This window comes from Fischerella thermalis PCC 7521 (assembly GCF_000317225.1).
Classification (GTDB): domain Bacteria; phylum Cyanobacteriota; class Cyanobacteriia; order Cyanobacteriales; family Nostocaceae; genus Fischerella; species Fischerella thermalis.
This window is the reverse complement of the sequence record NZ_AJLL01000061.1, coordinates 25,721-41,671: the sequence shown is the minus strand read 5'-3', so window position 1 is coordinate 41,671 and position 15,951 is coordinate 25,721. Positions and strand designations below refer to the sequence as shown.

The window sequence follows — 15,951 nt, the reverse complement described above, 5'->3', positions numbered from 1 at the left end:
TCCATTTTGAAAAGCTTTAAGCCTCGCGCTACGCGAGGAACTTCGCTTTTCGCAAAACAATTATGTTAAGTGCGGAACTGCTCCACGGCTTCGGTGTACCGAATCGGTAGAACATATTCTAGGTTCTCATGGGGGCGAGCAATGATATGGGTAGATACCACTTCACCGCCGTTGACTCTTCTAGCTGCTTCAACTCCCGCAGCTACTGAAGCTTGCACCTCAGAAACGTCTCCCCGCACAATCACTGTTACCCTAGCGCTACCAATTTTTTCATAGCCTACTAATGTAACGCGAGCGGCTTTCACCATCGCATCAGCAGCTTCAACTACTGCCGGAAAACCCTTTGTTTCTATCATTCCAACCGCAATAGGCATCGCAGGACTCCTACACAATTAATGCAATTAGTACTCTTTTGTGGAAATTTTTGACGGGGATGCTCATCTTGAGCTAATTAACTGTTCTCAACTTAAGCATAAGAAAGCTTGGCTTCCCTGACAATATAAATTAGTATAATAGTTTATAATAAAATAGTTTAAAAAAACTTAATAATTTTTGATTATGTGTATTCTACTCAACCAATGTTCACGGATTCCTAGAGTAGCTACTTCTGTTTTATAATTTTTTTATAATATTTCCTGAAACAATTTCATACAGACGTAAATCCAGTCTCTGGGGGAATGACAAGCAAGCTACAAAGCAGCATTGGTGTCCTTCCTCACGTTTCGCTATTTGTACCTGATAATTTAAAAATGAAATTATAAGTTTTTATTATCAGTCATATAAATGTTTATTTTCGCATTAGAAATCTCTAGTTAATAAATGGAGGTTAGCATAGATTTAAATGAAAAAAGATTTATAGGAAAGATTACTCTTTATTTCTTATTGATTAGACAGCAAAAGTCAAATAATGCTGTTTAATGAAATTTAAACGCTTTTAATCATAGACTCTTACTTATCCATTTCATTTAGCAAGGCGAAGAATTACAAGCTGAGACATCAAGGACAAATTAAATGAATGAGTTTTTGTTCTCAACAACTTGGTGGATACCATTTTATAGCTTAATAGGAGCAATTTTGACCTTGCCTTGGGCAATGGGAATAATTCGTCGTACTGGCCCAAGACCCGCAGCATATTTTAATTTGTTGACGACTTTTTTGGCTTTTATCCATAGCCTGTTGGTCTTCAAGGATATTTGGAATCGAGAACCAGAACATTTTGTAATGACCTGGTTTAGTGCTGCGGATTTAAACATATCCTTTGCTTTGGAAATTTCACCAGTCAGTGTTGGGGCAACAGTTTTAATTGCGGGGCTAAGTTTACTGGCACAAACTTACGCTTTGGGTTACATGGAAAAAGATTGGGGATTGGCTCGGTTTTTTGCCTTAATGGGCTTTTTTGAAGCAGCCCTAAGCGGCTTAGCAGTAAGTGATTCCCTATTTCTCAGCTATGCGTTGCTAGAAATGCTGACTCTTTCGACTTACTTGCTTGTAGGATTTTGGTACGCTCAACCACTGGTAGTCACAGCAGCACGAGATGCGTTTTTAACTAAGCGTGTAGGAGACTTGTTGTTGCTAATGGGGGTGGTAACTCTGTCTACGAAAGCAGGGAGTTTGAATTTTTCTGATTTATATGAATGGGCGCAAACAGTGCACCTTAGCCCATTAACTTCAAGTTTGTTAGGATTAGCATTGATTGCAGGACCTGCGGGTAAATGTGCTCAATTCCCGCTCCACCTATGGTTAGATGAAGCAATGGAAGGGCCGAATCCGGCTTCAGTGATGCGGAACTCAATGGTAGTAGCTGGTGGGGCCTATGTGCTTTACAAAATGCAGCCTATCTTAGCACTATCGCCCTTTGCTCTCAATACTCTCATAATTATTGGTACAGTAACGGCAATTGGTGAATCTTTAGTGTCGATCGCTCAAACTGATATCAAACGGGCACTATCTCACTCCACTAGTGCATACATGGGTTTGGTGTTTTTGGCAGTCGGCTTACAGCAAGGAGGCGTAGCTCTGATTTTACTGTTTACCCATGGGATAGCCAAAGCACTATTATTCATGAGTAGTGGTTCAGTAATTTACACCACCAGCAGTCAAGATTTAACAGAAATGGGCGGCTTATGGTCACGAATGCCGTCAACTACGACCGCTTTTGTAGTTGGTTCTGCTGGGATGGTAAGTCTGTTACCCTTAGGAAGCTTCTGGGCGATGTTGTCCTGGGCTGACGGCTTGGCAATAGTCACCCCTTGGGTACTGTGGGTACTAGTAATTGTGAATGGCTTCACAGCATTAAATTTAACAAGAGTATTCCGGTTAGTATTCTGGGGAAAACCGCAGCAAAAGACCCGCCGCGCCCCAGAAGCCCCTTGGCCAATGGCTTTCCCGATGGTAACTCTCACAATTCTTACCCTATTATTACCCATGATGTTGCAGCAGTGGTATCTCCTACCTACCTGGGAAAGCGTCAACTGGTATGTAGTGGCGATGCTGGTGTTGTCTACTCTCTTAGGAGTAGGTATTGGCTCTACAATGTACCTGCATAAAGCTTGGTCACGTTCTAGAATATTGGCTTGGAGACTGGTACAAGACTTGCTGGGATACGACTTTTACATAGATCGGATCTATAAATTTACAGTAGTTGGTGCAGTTGCCCTATTTTCTAAAATATCCGCTTGGAGCGATCGCTATCTAGTAGACGGTCTGGTTAACTTGATAGGATTTGCAGCAATTTTCGGTGGACAAAGCTTGAGATATAGCGTATCTGGGCAATCACAAGGGTATTTACTCACTATCCTTGTCGGCATCAGTATACTAGGTTTCTTCATTAGCTGGTCACTAGGCTTATTAGAGAAATTGCCTTTTTAGTCAATTGTCAATGGTTGTTTGTTGGTTGTTGGTGGTTAGTAGGGGCGAAGCATTTGTATAAGTATCTTTGCTGAAAACTAAATATCTTGGTACAAATGCACGCGGCCTACAGTGGTTAGTGGTTAGTGGTTAATGGCTTACTACTCCACCCTACGGGAAGCCGCGCACGGCGCGTCTACACACTCCCCCATCTCCCCACCTCCCTTTACTTCCCTAATCCCCAATCCCCTATGCTCAGTGCTTTAATTTTGCTGCCATTATTAGGTGCGGCTTTGATTGGTTTCTTGCCTGTCGGTATGAATGGAAAACTATCCCGTAGTATCGCTTTAGTCTTTGCTAGTTTGGCTTTTGCCTGGATAGTTTTCCTCGCAGTTCAGTTTAACCCCACCATAGTTAGTCAACAATTTGCCGAATTCCTACCTTGGATAGATGCTTTGGGTTTAAACTATTATCTCGGCATAGATGGCTTATCTTTGCCTTTACTACTTTTGAATGGACTTTTAACTGGCATTGCCATTTATAGTACAGACGAAGATATACAACGCCCACGATTTTATTACTCTTTACTATTGCTGTTAAGTGCGGGCGTCAGTGGAGCATTTCTCGCACAGGATTTACTATTATTTTTCCTGTTTTACGAGCTAGAACTTATTCCTCTTTATCTACTAATTGCGATTTGGGGCGGTCAAAGGCGCGGTTATGCGGCGACTAAATTTTTGATTTACACTGCTTTTTCTGGCATTTTAATTTTGGCAAGTTTCCTCGGGTTAGTGTGGTTGAGTGGTTCCCCTAGCTTTGCCCTGGAAAGTCTCAACAGCAAAGGCTTACCTTTAGCAACCCAAATTTTACTGTTGGCAGGGATTTTAGTTGGTTTTGGCATCAAGATTCCCTTAGTTCCTTTCCATACTTGGTTGCCAGATGCTCACGTAGAGGCTTCCACTCCAATTTCAGTCCTGTTGGCTGGGGTATTGTTGAAGTTGGGAACATACGGCTTACTGCGCTTTGGCATGTACTTATTACCAGATGCTTGGAGATATGTATCTCCCGCTTTGGCTACTTGGGCAGTAATCAGCGTCCTTTATGGTGCATCCTGTGCGATCGCCCAAAAAGACATGAAAAAAATGGTGGCATACAGTTCAATTGGACACATGGGTTACATCTTGTTAGCTGCTGCTGCTGCTACCCCATTAAGCATATTGGGAACTGTCATGCAAATGATTAGTCATGGTTTAATCTCTGCACTACTGTTTTTATTAGTGGGAGTAGTGTATAAAAAAGCGGGTAGCCGTGATTTAGATGTACTGCGGGGACTGTTTAACCCAGAACGAGGAATGCCTGTAGTTGGTAGCTTGATTGTAATTGGAGTTATGGCCAGTGCGGGCATTCCAGGAATGGTAGGATTTGTTGCAGAATTCGTCGTTTTTCGTGCCAGTTTTGCAGTTTATCCAGTGCAAACTTTGTTATGCATGGTCGGTACAGGATTAACTGCGGTTTACTTCTTACTTCTCACCAACCGCGCCTTTTTTGGGCGCTTATCAGCACAAGTCATCAACCTACCAAGAGTATATTGGAGCGATCGGACTCCAGCCATCATTCTAGCGGTATTGATTGTCATTTTAGGTATCCAACCTGCTTGGTTAACCCGTTGGAGTGAAGCAACAACAACAGCAATAGCCAATACCCGAAGCGTTGTTGCTCATGTTTCAGTGCAAGGGATCAGGGATTAGTGATCCATTAGTCATTTGTCACTATTTATTCTCCCCACACTCCCAGACGCTTCAAACAGCACGTCTCTACATTACTCCCCACACTCCCTTGTCCTCCCTGTCCCCACTCCCTTTAAATCAGGAGAACTGCAATGGTAACTACTACAAATAATCGTACTCGCCATCCATTAACGGAGTTTGTTCAACGGTTACAAACAGGCGAAGCGCTACTTCGCGATACCCCAGAAAATGTATTAGAAGTAGTTGGTATTCTCAAAAGCTACGGCGTTGTTTTAGATGCTTATTCAAAAAATCTTATCTATATTGCTGAAAATCAATTTTTAGTTTTTTTCCCTTTTTTCAAATATTTTAATGGCGAAATTTCTTTCCAGAAATTACTGCGCCACTGGTGGCATGATCGCATTAATTTTGAGTACGCCGAGTATTGCATGAAAGCCATGTTTTGGCATGGTGGCGGTGGACTAGATCAATATTTAGACACAAAAGATTTTCAGCAAAGAGCTAAAGCTGTGATTGCAGCTAAGTTTAAAAATAATCCGATAATGATGGGAATCCATCAACTTTTTCCTGATTTTTTAATTGAGCAGTTGCGCGTTTCTTGTTACTACAGTGGCTTGGGTCAATTTTGGCGGGTGATGGCTGATATTTTTCTCAGCTTATCAGACCTCTATGATCAAGGCAAAATTAAATCTATTCCGCAAGTTGTAGATCACATCAAACTTGGTTTAGTAAAAGCTGCACATAAGCCGATTACCTACTCTGTCAAAATTAAGAATAAAGTTTACGAAATTCTTCCCGCCAGCCTTGGCTTAACATTCCTTGCAGATACAGCAATTCCCTATGTAGAAGCTGTCTTCTTTCGGGGAACACCTTTTCCTGGCACAGTTTCCTACAATGCCCAAGCATATCAAATTCCACCAGATCAAGGTAGATTTCAGTACGGTGCTTTGTATGCTGATCCTCTACCCATCGGCGGCGCCGGTATTCCCCCCACATTGTTAATGCAAGATATGCGTCACTTTTTGCCAGAGTATTTGCATGAAGTATATCGCCGTAGTCTTCGGGGAGAAGATGATTTGCGAGTACAAATATGTATGAGTTTCCAAAAGTCTATGTTCTGTGTGACTACAGCAGCTATTTTGGGACTTATGCCTTACCCTGCGGATACTCAAGATCCACAAGAACAGGAACTTAACCGAGTTTATTTAGAAAAGTGGATGGATAGATTACAAACATCGCGATTGATGGATGTTAATGCGTAGCTAAATTGTTGACAATATATTACTAAAATCTTATTTGAGCGATCGCTTGTATGGCGTTGCTGAATCTGGTCATGAATTATGTTTGTATACATTTTTGTAGAGACGTAGCATTGCTACGTCTCTACATATCCGTGAATTGTAAATTCATATCTTGATTCAGCAACGGCCTTTTTTTCAAATCGGTATAACAATTAGACCAGAGAACGGTCTGTCAAGATTTCGTAGCCTGTTTCTGTCACCAACACAGTATGCTCAAATTGAGCCGACAAAGCATTATCTACAGTTACAGCTGTCCAACGGTCTGCTAGTATCCGTGTATACTTAGATCCAGCATTTAAAATTGGTTCAATTGCCAGTGTCATTCCCGCCCGTAGCTTCACATTTGGCATGTCGTGAGTCCGAAAATTGAACACGGAAGGTTCTTCATGGAGGTTACGACCGACACCATGACCAGTAAAGTCTTCTACTACGGTTAACTTGTTAGCTTTCACATGGTCTTCAATGGCACCTGCAATATCCATCAGGTAATTTCCTGCTTTTACCTGTTCGATACCTTTATAAAGTGCTTCTTCAGCAACGCGAATCAATCTCGCAGCTTCTGGAGTGACTTCACCGACAGCAATAGTAATGCAAGAGTCACCATGAAAACCTTCATAATAAGCTCCTGTATCTACTTTTAAAACATCCCCAGATCGAATAACTTTCTTCTTGCTAGGAATGCCATGCACCACTTCATTATTGATACTGGAGCAGATAGAACCAGGAAAGCCGTGATAGCCTTTAAAGCTGGGTGTTGCACCCATCTCCCGAATGCGTTTTTCCGCATAAGCATCTAAGTCAGCTGTGGTCATTCCTGGCTGTACCAACTCAGAAATTTCTTTCAGCACAGTTGCCACAATTTTAGCTGATTGCCGCATAATTTCAATTTCACGTGGCGACTTAATTTCAATACCTCTGCGTTGTCTCTTGGGACGGTTATTTTGAGTTGGTTGAGAAAGCAGGTTACTTAGAATGTTCATGGGAAATTAGTAGTTATTTGCACCTTGCTGCTTTTTTCATTTTTAGTTGTTAGTTGTTCATTATTTGTTGTTTGAAGCAACTACTAACTACTGTATGAGCAGGCTAAGGTTAGTTGGGAAATAGTATCTATATTTTAAGTTAACGTATTTTTACCTTGTGACTTCCACCTTTTTCACCATTCGCATATTAGCAACTGGCAACTGATAACTGTTTACTGAATAACAATATCTCCTGTCATCCCAGCTTCAGTATGTCCTGCAATTGGACAACGTAAGCCATACTTACCAGGCTTAATCGGTACAAATACCCACTCAGCCTCAGCCCCTGGCTTCAGTTCCACTTCATGAATAGCTCCTTTTACCTCTACTTTGCCAGCTTCGACTTTTTGTGTCCAAATTCCATCAGCAAAGTCTTTGGCAGTAAAGTAGTGCTTTTGATTACTAGGATTAATCAGCTTTAACTTGTAACGTTTACCTGCCAAAAATTCTAGATGATTTGGCTCATATTTCAGTTCATTAGCAGAGTTACCAAGGCTAACTGTAATTTCTGTAGGCGGCTGCTTCAGTAAATCCCCAGATAAGCTTGCTGCTTCTGTTGGAGTAGCTGTGAGAATAGTGAAACTTAGTAGCACCAGTACAATGCATATAAATTGTAAAATCTTTAGGAATATTTTTGTCATTTGTCCTTTGTCCTTTGTTCTTTGTCATTTGTTGATTGTTAGTTATTAGCTATTTACCACTAACTACTAACCAATAACCAATAACCAATGACTAATGACTATCCGCTACTATAGTTGGCCCAGCAGTCACCACAACGATTTTATCGGGATGGAGTAACTCACGACCTGCTTGATTGACTTGCTCAAGGGTGACTGAGGCAATTTTACTAACAAAAGAGCGCAATTCTTCTTTATCTAACCCGTACACCTGGTTCATCAATATTCTGTATGACAACTCGTCTGGATTGGCAAGCGAAACATTGTAGTTACTGATCAAAGTACGCTTTGCTGTTTCCAATTCTTCAGGGGTGACACCTTGCTGATGAATTTCTTCTAGAAGTCGGCGAGTGCTGTTGATGGCACGAGTTGTGTCTTCTGGTGCTGTTTGCATTTCAATTAAAAATATACCAACGTTTTTTCCAACTTGGAAGGTGCTATAAATTCCGTAGGTCAAGCCTTGGCGATCGCGTATTTCTGCCCCTAGTCTACTGGATAGAGTATCGCCTCCTAGTATTTGATTTAATACCAATGCTGCATAATATCGCGGATCTCGGCGATTAATCCCTGTGTTACCCATATAAGTAACAGCTTGGGCTTTACCTGGTAACACCGGATTCACACGCATAATTTTGTCTGGTACTGATATTACAGGGTATTCTAATTTTGGAGCTTGACCGCTAACTTGCCAGTTACCAAATTCAGCTTCGATGAGCGATCGCACTTGTTGAGGATCAAAATCTCCTACCAGTGCTAGCACCATTGCATCTGGACGGTAGTGTTTTGCTTTAAAAGCAACTAAATCTTCTCTACGAATGCGCTGTAAACTCTTTTGGGTAGCAAATTTGTGCAATGGATGGTTTTTCGGATACACAGATTGCACAAATATTCTTTTGGCAACTTCTGTCGGATCGTCTAATTCCTCTTTCAAGTCTGTTAAAGCTTGTTGTCGAGTCAGTTCTAATTCTTTACTGGGAAAAGTCGGATTTTTGACTACATCTGCTAAGATTTGCACAACAACAGGTAAGTCTCCTGCTAAGCTGCTACCCTGAATTTCTACACCTTCACGATATGACTCAAAATCTAAACTAGCACCGCGTTCATCCAAAGCTTTTGCGATCGCCAATACATCCCTCGTTTTAGTCCCGTTCATCAAGTTTTCTGCCACAAGAGATGCGAGTCCGGCTTTCGCTTCTGGGTCAAATTCATTACCAGCTTTTATATAGCCACTCAAGGTCACTGTTGGCGTACTTTTGTCTGGCAACAACAACACTTCCAAGCCATTAGATAATTTGAATTGCTCTGGTGGAGTTAGGGATAGCCCAGTGGGAACTGTTTTCATATCCACGGGTGGCAAATATTTCACCACCTCGGAAGCTACTTCTGGTGTACCAGTAGAGAAATTTTCAGTGATGAGTGTAGAGTGTAATTTAGTGTTGCTCTTTTCTAATGCTTGGATTTGAGTGGGTTCAAAATTGCCAACAAAACGTGCTTTCTGTTGCAAATATTTATTTGTGACACGTTGCACATCTGTAGCTGTTACCCGACGGACGGCTGCTAGATAGCGTTCTGTGTAGCGATAATCACCAGCCGTTGTTTGGTCGTTACCCAGCTGCATTGCTTGACTGGTAATATCACGGTTATTCAAAATGACAGCAGCTTCTAACTGTGCTTTGGCGCGATTCACTTCTTCTGCTTTTGCTCCCTGCACAGCAACAGATGCGATCGCTTTTTGCATCGCTGTATCAATTTTTTTCAAATTTTCGCCGGGTGCAGCAGTCACAGACAATTCATACCAACCAGCTTCGTGCAAACTCACAATGGAACCTGTCACATCGGTTGCTATACCAGATTCCACCAATGCTTGATTCAACCGAGAGTTCCGCCCTTCTGTCAAGATGTAATCCATCACATCTAACGCTGGTATATCAGGATGATTTACATCTGGTAAAGGATATATCGCTTGCAACAATGCGTTTGCTCCCGGTTCGCGCAAGATTATAGGAGAGTGGGAAACTTTTTGACTCTTGACGCTTGATACTTGACTTTTGACACTTGATACTTGGCTTTTCTGTATTTTCCCAAATATATCTTTCACAACTTTCAGGGTTTTGGCTGTGTCAAAATCACCAACAATTACTAAAACAGCATTATCGGGACTGTAGAACTTCCGATAGTATTCTTGTACCTGTTTAACTTGAAATTTCTCAACATCAATTTTAGTGCCACCTACAGGTAAGCCATAAGGATGTTCAGGAAATACTGTTTGTAATACCGCACGATTTAGGCGATACTCTGGGCTATTTTCGTAGCCTTGCAACTCAGAAATCACTACCCGTTTTTCACTTTCTAGGTTCTCTGCATCAATTAGAGCATTTTGCATTCTGTCTGCTTCTAATATCAGCAGAGCGTTGAGCTTGTCACGTTCTGCTGTGTTATAGTATGCAGTCTGATCATAAGTAGTGAAAGCATTGGAGTCGCTACCTAAAGCACTAAACAAACGTCCAAATTGAATTGGACGGTTTTTTGTGCCTTTGAACATCATATGTTCTAATTGATGGGCAATACCATTTACACCTGGTTGTTCATTGCGCGAGCCAACCTTATACCACATCTGTACCGATACCACTGGTGCTGAATGGACTTCCTTTGTCAGCACCATCAAACCATTTTCCAGTACTGTCTGGGAAACGTTCTCTGTCACGTAATTTTTTGTTGTCTTTTTTAAAACATTTTCTTTAAGTGATTTTACTTTGGAAAAATTTGCGGTCGTGTGACTAGTAGCTGATCCATCACTCAGTAGCAAAACCGTAATTAACCAGAGAGTTAACACAAAAATAGAGAGACGATATCTATGCAACTTGTTAAACACAGACATGTATTTGCTTAATGTATCTGTAAATTAAATTACAGAATTTTCTATGACTATAGTGTATTGCTGCTAGGGATTTTGTTACCTCAGCAACACTACAGAGAAAGAATATTCTACTGAGAAAGTAATAAAATGACAACTAGCTGAGGGGTGAAAGTTCTTTACCTTTCCCCTTTTCCCGATTCCCTATTCCCTGTCCCCTAGTGTTGCTAAAACTCGAATTAATTCCAGGGGTAAGCCATCAGTATCAGCAATAAAAGCGACTTCATAAACGCGATCGCCTATTTGCTGTTGTGTGGGTTCTAACAAAATCTTCAGTGGTTGTAGATATTCTGGTTGCTCTTGTGCAGCTAGAGCAAAAGATTCTGTTAAATTTTTCAAGTAGCTAGGTAAATCGGGAGTAACTTCAGTCAGGTCAAAAGACAAGTGATAGTAGCCTACATAATGTTCGTCGGTAAAGGCATCTGGCGCTGGTTTTGGTTCTGGTATTTGAATCAGCTCTATTCTGCCGCCTAGTCCTTCCATCCAACAAGCAAGAGTATAACCAGTGGTGAAGCGTTCGCAAACTGTAAACCCTAGTTGTTCATAGAAGGCGATCGCTTTATGGATATTAGCAGTACGAATGGAAGCGTGGTGCATAATTTGGTAATTGGTAATTGGTAATTGGTAATTGGTAATTGGTAATTGGGCATTGGTAATTGGGCATTGGGAATACCCCATAAACAACAACCAACTACTAACCACTAACCAATAACCAATGTACAGACGTGCCATGGCACGTCTGTACAACTACCAACCACCTACAACGAACTAATAACTATTATTCAAACAATCGAAAATAAGGGTAGCGCACAGGCACGCCAGGTTCTTTTTCCAAATCAAAATTAATTACTTCCCAACAGGGTTCTTCTGTGGAATCTGGGCTAAATTCTACTGGCAAACCATATAGCCGTGCCGCAGTCCCTTCCGGCTGTCCTCCCCGCCAAGGAGTGCTGCGTTCTAAATACCCACTCATCAACTCCAGATAGCGGCGAGCGATAATCACCCGTGTTGCTCTATAACCTTGTGTATATAACTTGTCTAGGGCTTCGTGAATTTCAAATCGAATGCCATCGGGATGAGTATGTTGCCGATACCATTCGCCATTCCATCTGCGCCAATGTCGTCCAGACTGCAAATGAATCAACTCTCCGGTTTTAGGGTTGGCTTCAAATGCGCCATGACGGGGACACAGATAGGTATCTGTCAGTGTAAGTGCCGGTATTGTCTGTCGGCAGTGGGGACACTGTATTTCAGGGCCAAATATTGGGTACTGCAAGCCTGGATTCATCATGAAGTGCATATAAGAAGAATGGTTTTGTCTTCACCAGTGACGTTGGTTTTTGTTACACTTCTGCGCCACATCATAAGCGTATTTACTGACTGCTGCCTCAGCGAACAGGCTCGAAGCCATGATATTCTGGTTTTGCAACCAGCCTCCAAGGTTGGAAATTTTCCAGTGTTCCTGAGTACCATATTCATATTCATATTCTATCGTGTCTAACACTTTCTACTGGTCTTCTCCTAATATTTCTCAAGCTGCCTTCGTTGCACCTAACGCTGTTGTTATTGGTTCAGTGAAAATAGCGGCAGGGGTGAGCATTTGGTATGGAGCAGTCATTAGGGGAGATGTAGAACGAATTGAAATTGGCGAATGCACCAACATCCAAGATGGAGCAATTCTACACGGAGATCCGGGTAAGCCCACAATCTTAGAAGACCATGTTACCGTAGGGCATCGTGCTGTGGTACATTCAGCCTACATTGAACGTGGAAGTTTGATTGGAATTGGGGCAATTATTTTAGATGGAGTCAGAGTCGGGACTGGCAGCATTGTAGGGGCTGGCGCAGTCGTCACCAAAGATGTACCGCCTCAATCCCTTGTAGTTGGGACTCCTGCAAAGGTATTGCGTCAAGTCACAGACACTCAGGCAGCAGAATTGATTGAACACGCTGAACGTTACAAAAAGTTAGGTTTAGTCCATGCTGGGAAAGGAACTGATATTGGTTTTAGCGCAGAGTGAGGAAGGTGGGGTGATGGGGAGTAGTAAACAATTAACCACTAACCACCAACAACCAACAAATGACAATTGACTAAGTTTGTAAAGAATCTTTACATATTATTTGGGAAAAATTGTCCACTTCAGCTAAAAATAAAAAAATGAGAAGTGTTGACAATACTTTAAGTTGTACTTAAGAGAGGGTATTAAATATGGACTTAGATATGCGTGTGGTTATCGTATTAGCGCCAGTTGCGATCGCAGCTGGTTGGGCATTGTTTAATATTGGCGCTGCTGCTTTAAGACAAGTACAAAGCTTTTTGAATAAAGAAGCATAAAATATACTCAACATCATCAGTCTGATACCGGCTGTTTCTCATCAAAGCAGTCGGTTTTATTATTTAGTTGTTTGTTGTTGGTTGTTTGTTGACAATCAACTACCAACCATCAACCATCAAGCACCAACCTTTAAAAACTTGTGGATATCGACTCCTTATTACAACCATTCCAACAGTTTGGCGTCCGTTTGGGACTTGATTCCAGCCAAAAATTGTTGGCAAATCTTGGTAATCCCCATCATCAAGTTCCAGTAATTCATGTTGCTGGTACTAACGGCAAAGGTTCTGTTTGTGCCTATATTTCTTCGGTTCTTACGGAGGCAGGATATCGCACGGGACGCTACATCTCCCCCCATTTAGTTGATTGGACAGAACGTATTTGTATTAATCAACAGCCAATTTCTTCTAAGGAATTTTGCAAATTATTGCAAGAAGTTAAAGCTGCTATTTTCCCGAATGATGACTTACCGACTCAGTTTGAGGTGATTACCACAGCAGCTTGGTTATATTTTGCTCAGGAAAAAGTTGATGTAGCGGTAGTAGAAGTTGGATTGGGAGGACGCTTAGATGCTACTAATGTCTGTGAACAACCTCTAATTACCGTCATTACATCCATTAGTCGCGAACATTGGCAGCGGCTCGGCCCTACCGTTGCCGATATCGCTAGAGAAAAAGCGGGTATTCTCAAAGTGGGATGTCCGGCTGTGATTGGCCCCTTGCCACCAGATGCAGAACAAGTTGTGCGATCGCGCGTTTTGGAATTGCAATGCCCCATCTACACACCACAACCAGCCCGTCAAATTGCTGCGGGATGGGCAGAATATGAAAGATTGGGTGGTGGGGAGAAAGGTCACCCTATCAAATACCCTTTGCCGCTACAGGGACAAATTCAGTTGACAAACTCAGCTATAGCTTTATGTGCTTTGGAAATTTTGCAACAAAAGGGTTGGCAGATTTCTGAGCAAGCCATTATTAATGGTATGGCTAAAACCCAGTGGCCAGGACGAATGCAATGGATTAACTGGAAAAATTATAAACTATTGCTTGATGGCGCTCATAACCCGGCAGCTGCTCAAGTTTTGCGAAATTATGTAGATATTTTATTAAATCCTAGAGAAGCTGATATTTTCCCATTCTTTGATACCCCATCCAAAATCGGCGTAACTTGGGTAATGGGAATGCTTTCAACTAAGGATCATCAGGAAATTTTTCAAGCCTTACTCCGACCAAATGACCAATTGTATTTAGTACCAGTACCCAATCATAGTTCAGCTAATCCTGAGGAATTAGCAAAGCTAGCTAGGGATATTTGTCCAGAATTGAGTATTTGTAATACTTTTCCAGATGTCACATCCGCACTAGAAGCCGCTTTTTCCTCGACGGATGATTTGGTTGTTTTATGTGGTTCATTATATTTAATTGGGCATTTTTTAAAAGAATTAAGAGCCAATAGTTAAAACCTGCTAAAGTGGGTTCAAGCTAAATTTGTCTTGATTTCAGTCAGTTAAAAATGACTTTAGCTATTGGCCTTGGAATTTATTCCAAGGCGGTAAAATTCGCAAAATCAGGATTTGAATGCTTCTAAACAAAATGACTTTTACATATCTATGACCTATAATTCCTTGATGGTACAAGAAAGTAGATTGCTCTGTGGGAGTAATTCAAAATCCAAAATCCAAAATCGGATGACCATTGACTATTAAATACGGCTATTCCACTCCTGTGCTGCATCTTCTACAGCTTTATCCACAGTCTTCTCATCTAACATTGCTGCTTGCAGGTTTTCATAAATAGCCTTTTGCAGAATATTGAAATTTTTCAAAGTAGGGGTTAGAACTTCTGCTTGTTGCATTTGACTAGCGCTAATTGCCCTAGCTTTATCTATTGTTGAGGCATTTGCTGATACATTCTTGAAATAGCTATCAGATAAAGCCTTGATTGTGGATGGTAGGACATTTGCTTGTTTCGCAAAAGCTAGCTGATTTTCATCATTGGTTAGAAACAGCGCAAATTTGACAGCAGCATCTGGTTGCTTTGTGTCACGAGGAATAACTACGTTCATCACAGCGACATTTTTCTTACCCGTGTCACCAGTAATTTGAGGTGCGATCGCAGAAGCTTTAGCGATCGCAGGTGCATTATTAGCTATCTGTTTGAGAAATTCCGGGCCTGAAGCTAGTAACGCCGTTTCTCCAGATTGATATAACTCTACAGCATGACGATGTCCTTGTGTCAATACTTCTTTGGGAAGTAACCCTTTTTTATAAAGATCTATCCAATACTGAAATGCTGCTTTACCTTGCGGAGAGTTAAAAGCAGCTTTTCCTTCGGCATCTACTAGGGTGACTCCCATTTGCACAAAAGATTCTAAAACTTCACCGGAATCTTGCGGAACAAAAGTGACAAAAAAGGCATACTTACCAGTTTTATCTTTAATTTGTTGAGCTACCTGTGCCAATTCAGTATAAGTAGCAGGTGGCTTATTGATACCTGCCTGTTTTAATAAATCAGTGTTATAAATAGTTAGCCGTGTGGTGAGATACCAGGGTATTCCAAAACTCTTACCATTCAGTGTGCTAGCTTTCCATATATTCGGTAAATATGAAGAGCGTACGTTATTTGGGACTTTTGTATCCAAGTCTAACCAAGCATTTCTACTTGCTAACTGAGATGCAAAATCCGGATTTAGGTTCACAACATCAGGTGGCGTTTTTGCGGAGACAGCTGTTAAAATTTTGTTTTCCATTTCCGCCCAAGGTATATCCACCCAGTTAACTTTTACACCTGGATTTTGCGATTCAAAAGTCGCAATTAAGCTTTGGAAGTAGTCGGTAAATTGAGGTTTGAGTTGCATAGTCCAAAACTCAATTTTTGCCGCTCCTGAAGATGCCTGTTTTGTGCTTGGGTTAACGTTACCTGTACTGCAACTGACAATCCAACTTGTCAGTAAGCCAACTAACGCCCAAATAGTTAATCTTTTGAATTTTTGAACTTGAATCATTGTGCTTATAGTTTTTCAGTTAAATCAGGGTGAAAAGTTGATGAGTGATCAAGGGTCAATGGTCAATTGTCAATGGTCACGACTCTTAACAATTGACTTTTAATATTTA

Annotated in this window: 14 protein-coding genes; 6 read left to right on the top strand and 8 right to left on the bottom strand. The window is 41.4% G+C overall.

Annotated features, from left to right (window positions below; all coding sequences use genetic code 11):
- Nucleotides 1-65: 65 nt before the first annotated feature.
- Complete coding sequence (locus UYK_RS0113015) at nucleotides 66-374, bottom strand: carbon dioxide-concentrating mechanism protein CcmK (RefSeq protein WP_009457333.1); 309 nt, start codon at nucleotides 372-374, stop codon at nucleotides 66-68.
- 637 nt (nucleotides 375-1,011) lie between these two features.
- Here UYK_RS0113015 and UYK_RS0113010 point away from each other — a divergent pair.
- From UYK_RS0113010 to UYK_RS0113000, 3 genes are all read left to right on the top strand, one after another.
- Entirely contained in the window at nucleotides 1,012-2,868 is a 1,857-nt protein-coding gene (locus UYK_RS0113010) for an NAD(P)H-quinone oxidoreductase subunit F (protein ID WP_009457334.1), read from the top strand.
- A gap of 230 nt (nucleotides 2,869-3,098) precedes the next feature.
- Nucleotides 3,099-4,595 (top strand): NADH-quinone oxidoreductase subunit M, encoded by a 1,497-nt coding sequence (locus UYK_RS0113005; protein ID WP_009457335.1) that lies wholly within the window; start codon nucleotides 3,099-3,101, stop codon nucleotides 4,593-4,595.
- 131 nt (nucleotides 4,596-4,726) lie between these two features.
- A complete protein-coding gene (locus UYK_RS0113000; protein ID WP_009457336.1) occupies nucleotides 4,727-5,857 on the top strand; it encodes a CO2 hydration protein in 1,131 nt (376 codons plus the stop codon).
- A gap of 191 nt (nucleotides 5,858-6,048) precedes the next feature.
- Here the strand turns inward: UYK_RS0113000 and map are convergent, their stop codons facing one another.
- From map to UYK_RS0112970, 6 genes are all read right to left on the bottom strand, one after another.
- Entirely contained in the window at nucleotides 6,049-6,876 is an 828-nt protein-coding gene (map, locus tag UYK_RS0112995) for a type I methionyl aminopeptidase (RefSeq protein ID WP_009457337.1), read from the bottom strand.
- Nucleotides 6,877-7,088: 212 nt separating this feature from the next.
- The gene (locus UYK_RS0112990; RefSeq protein ID WP_009457338.1) at nucleotides 7,089-7,556 is read right to left on the bottom strand and encodes a cupredoxin domain-containing protein; all 468 of its coding nucleotides are present in this window, start codon (nucleotides 7,554-7,556) and stop codon (nucleotides 7,089-7,091) included.
- Between the two features lie 91 nt (nucleotides 7,557-7,647).
- A complete protein-coding gene (locus UYK_RS0112985) occupies nucleotides 7,648-10,470 on the bottom strand; it encodes a M16 family metallopeptidase (RefSeq protein ID WP_009457339.1) in 2,823 nt (940 codons plus the stop codon).
- Between the two features lie 180 nt (nucleotides 10,471-10,650).
- Entirely contained in the window at nucleotides 10,651-11,103 is a 453-nt protein-coding gene (locus UYK_RS0112980; RefSeq protein ID WP_026086457.1) for a VOC family protein, read from the bottom strand.
- 181 nt (nucleotides 11,104-11,284) lie between these two features.
- Nucleotides 11,285-11,794, bottom strand: coding sequence for a TIGR02652 family protein (locus UYK_RS0112975; protein ID WP_016871529.1), 510 nt, complete (start codon nucleotides 11,792-11,794; stop codon nucleotides 11,285-11,287).
- A gap of 33 nt (nucleotides 11,795-11,827) precedes the next feature.
- On the bottom strand, nucleotides 11,828-12,010 hold the full coding sequence (locus UYK_RS0112970; RefSeq protein WP_016871528.1) for a hypothetical protein: 183 nt from the start codon (nucleotides 12,008-12,010) through the stop codon (nucleotides 11,828-11,830).
- On the opposite strand from UYK_RS0112970, the gene UYK_RS0112965 reads away from it, so the two are divergent.
- The 3 genes from UYK_RS0112965 (at nucleotide 12,000) to UYK_RS0112955 (ending at nucleotide 14,298) form a co-directional block, all read left to right on the top strand.
- Nucleotides 12,000-12,527 carry a gamma carbonic anhydrase family protein gene (locus tag UYK_RS0112965; protein ID WP_009457342.1) on the top strand — a complete coding sequence of 176 codons (528 nt, stop codon included), beginning with the start codon at nucleotides 12,000-12,002 and terminating at the stop codon, nucleotides 12,525-12,527. The genes UYK_RS0112970 and UYK_RS0112965 overlap by 11 nt on opposite strands.
- Nucleotides 12,528-12,715: 188 nt before the next feature.
- Nucleotides 12,716-12,841 (top strand): photosystem II protein Y, encoded by a 126-nt coding sequence (locus UYK_RS0112960; protein WP_009457343.1) that lies wholly within the window; start codon nucleotides 12,716-12,718, stop codon nucleotides 12,839-12,841.
- A 140-nt stretch (nucleotides 12,842-12,981) separates the two neighbouring features.
- Nucleotides 12,982-14,298, top strand: coding sequence for a bifunctional folylpolyglutamate synthase/dihydrofolate synthase (locus UYK_RS0112955; RefSeq protein ID WP_009457344.1), 1,317 nt, complete (start codon nucleotides 12,982-12,984; stop codon nucleotides 14,296-14,298).
- 242 nt (nucleotides 14,299-14,540) lie between these two features.
- On the opposite strand, the gene UYK_RS0112950 is transcribed toward UYK_RS0112955, so the two are convergent.
- Nucleotides 14,541-15,842, bottom strand: coding sequence for an ABC transporter substrate-binding protein (locus UYK_RS0112950; protein WP_009457345.1), 1,302 nt, complete (start codon nucleotides 15,840-15,842; stop codon nucleotides 14,541-14,543).
- Between the last annotated feature and the right edge of the window lie 109 nt (nucleotides 15,843-15,951).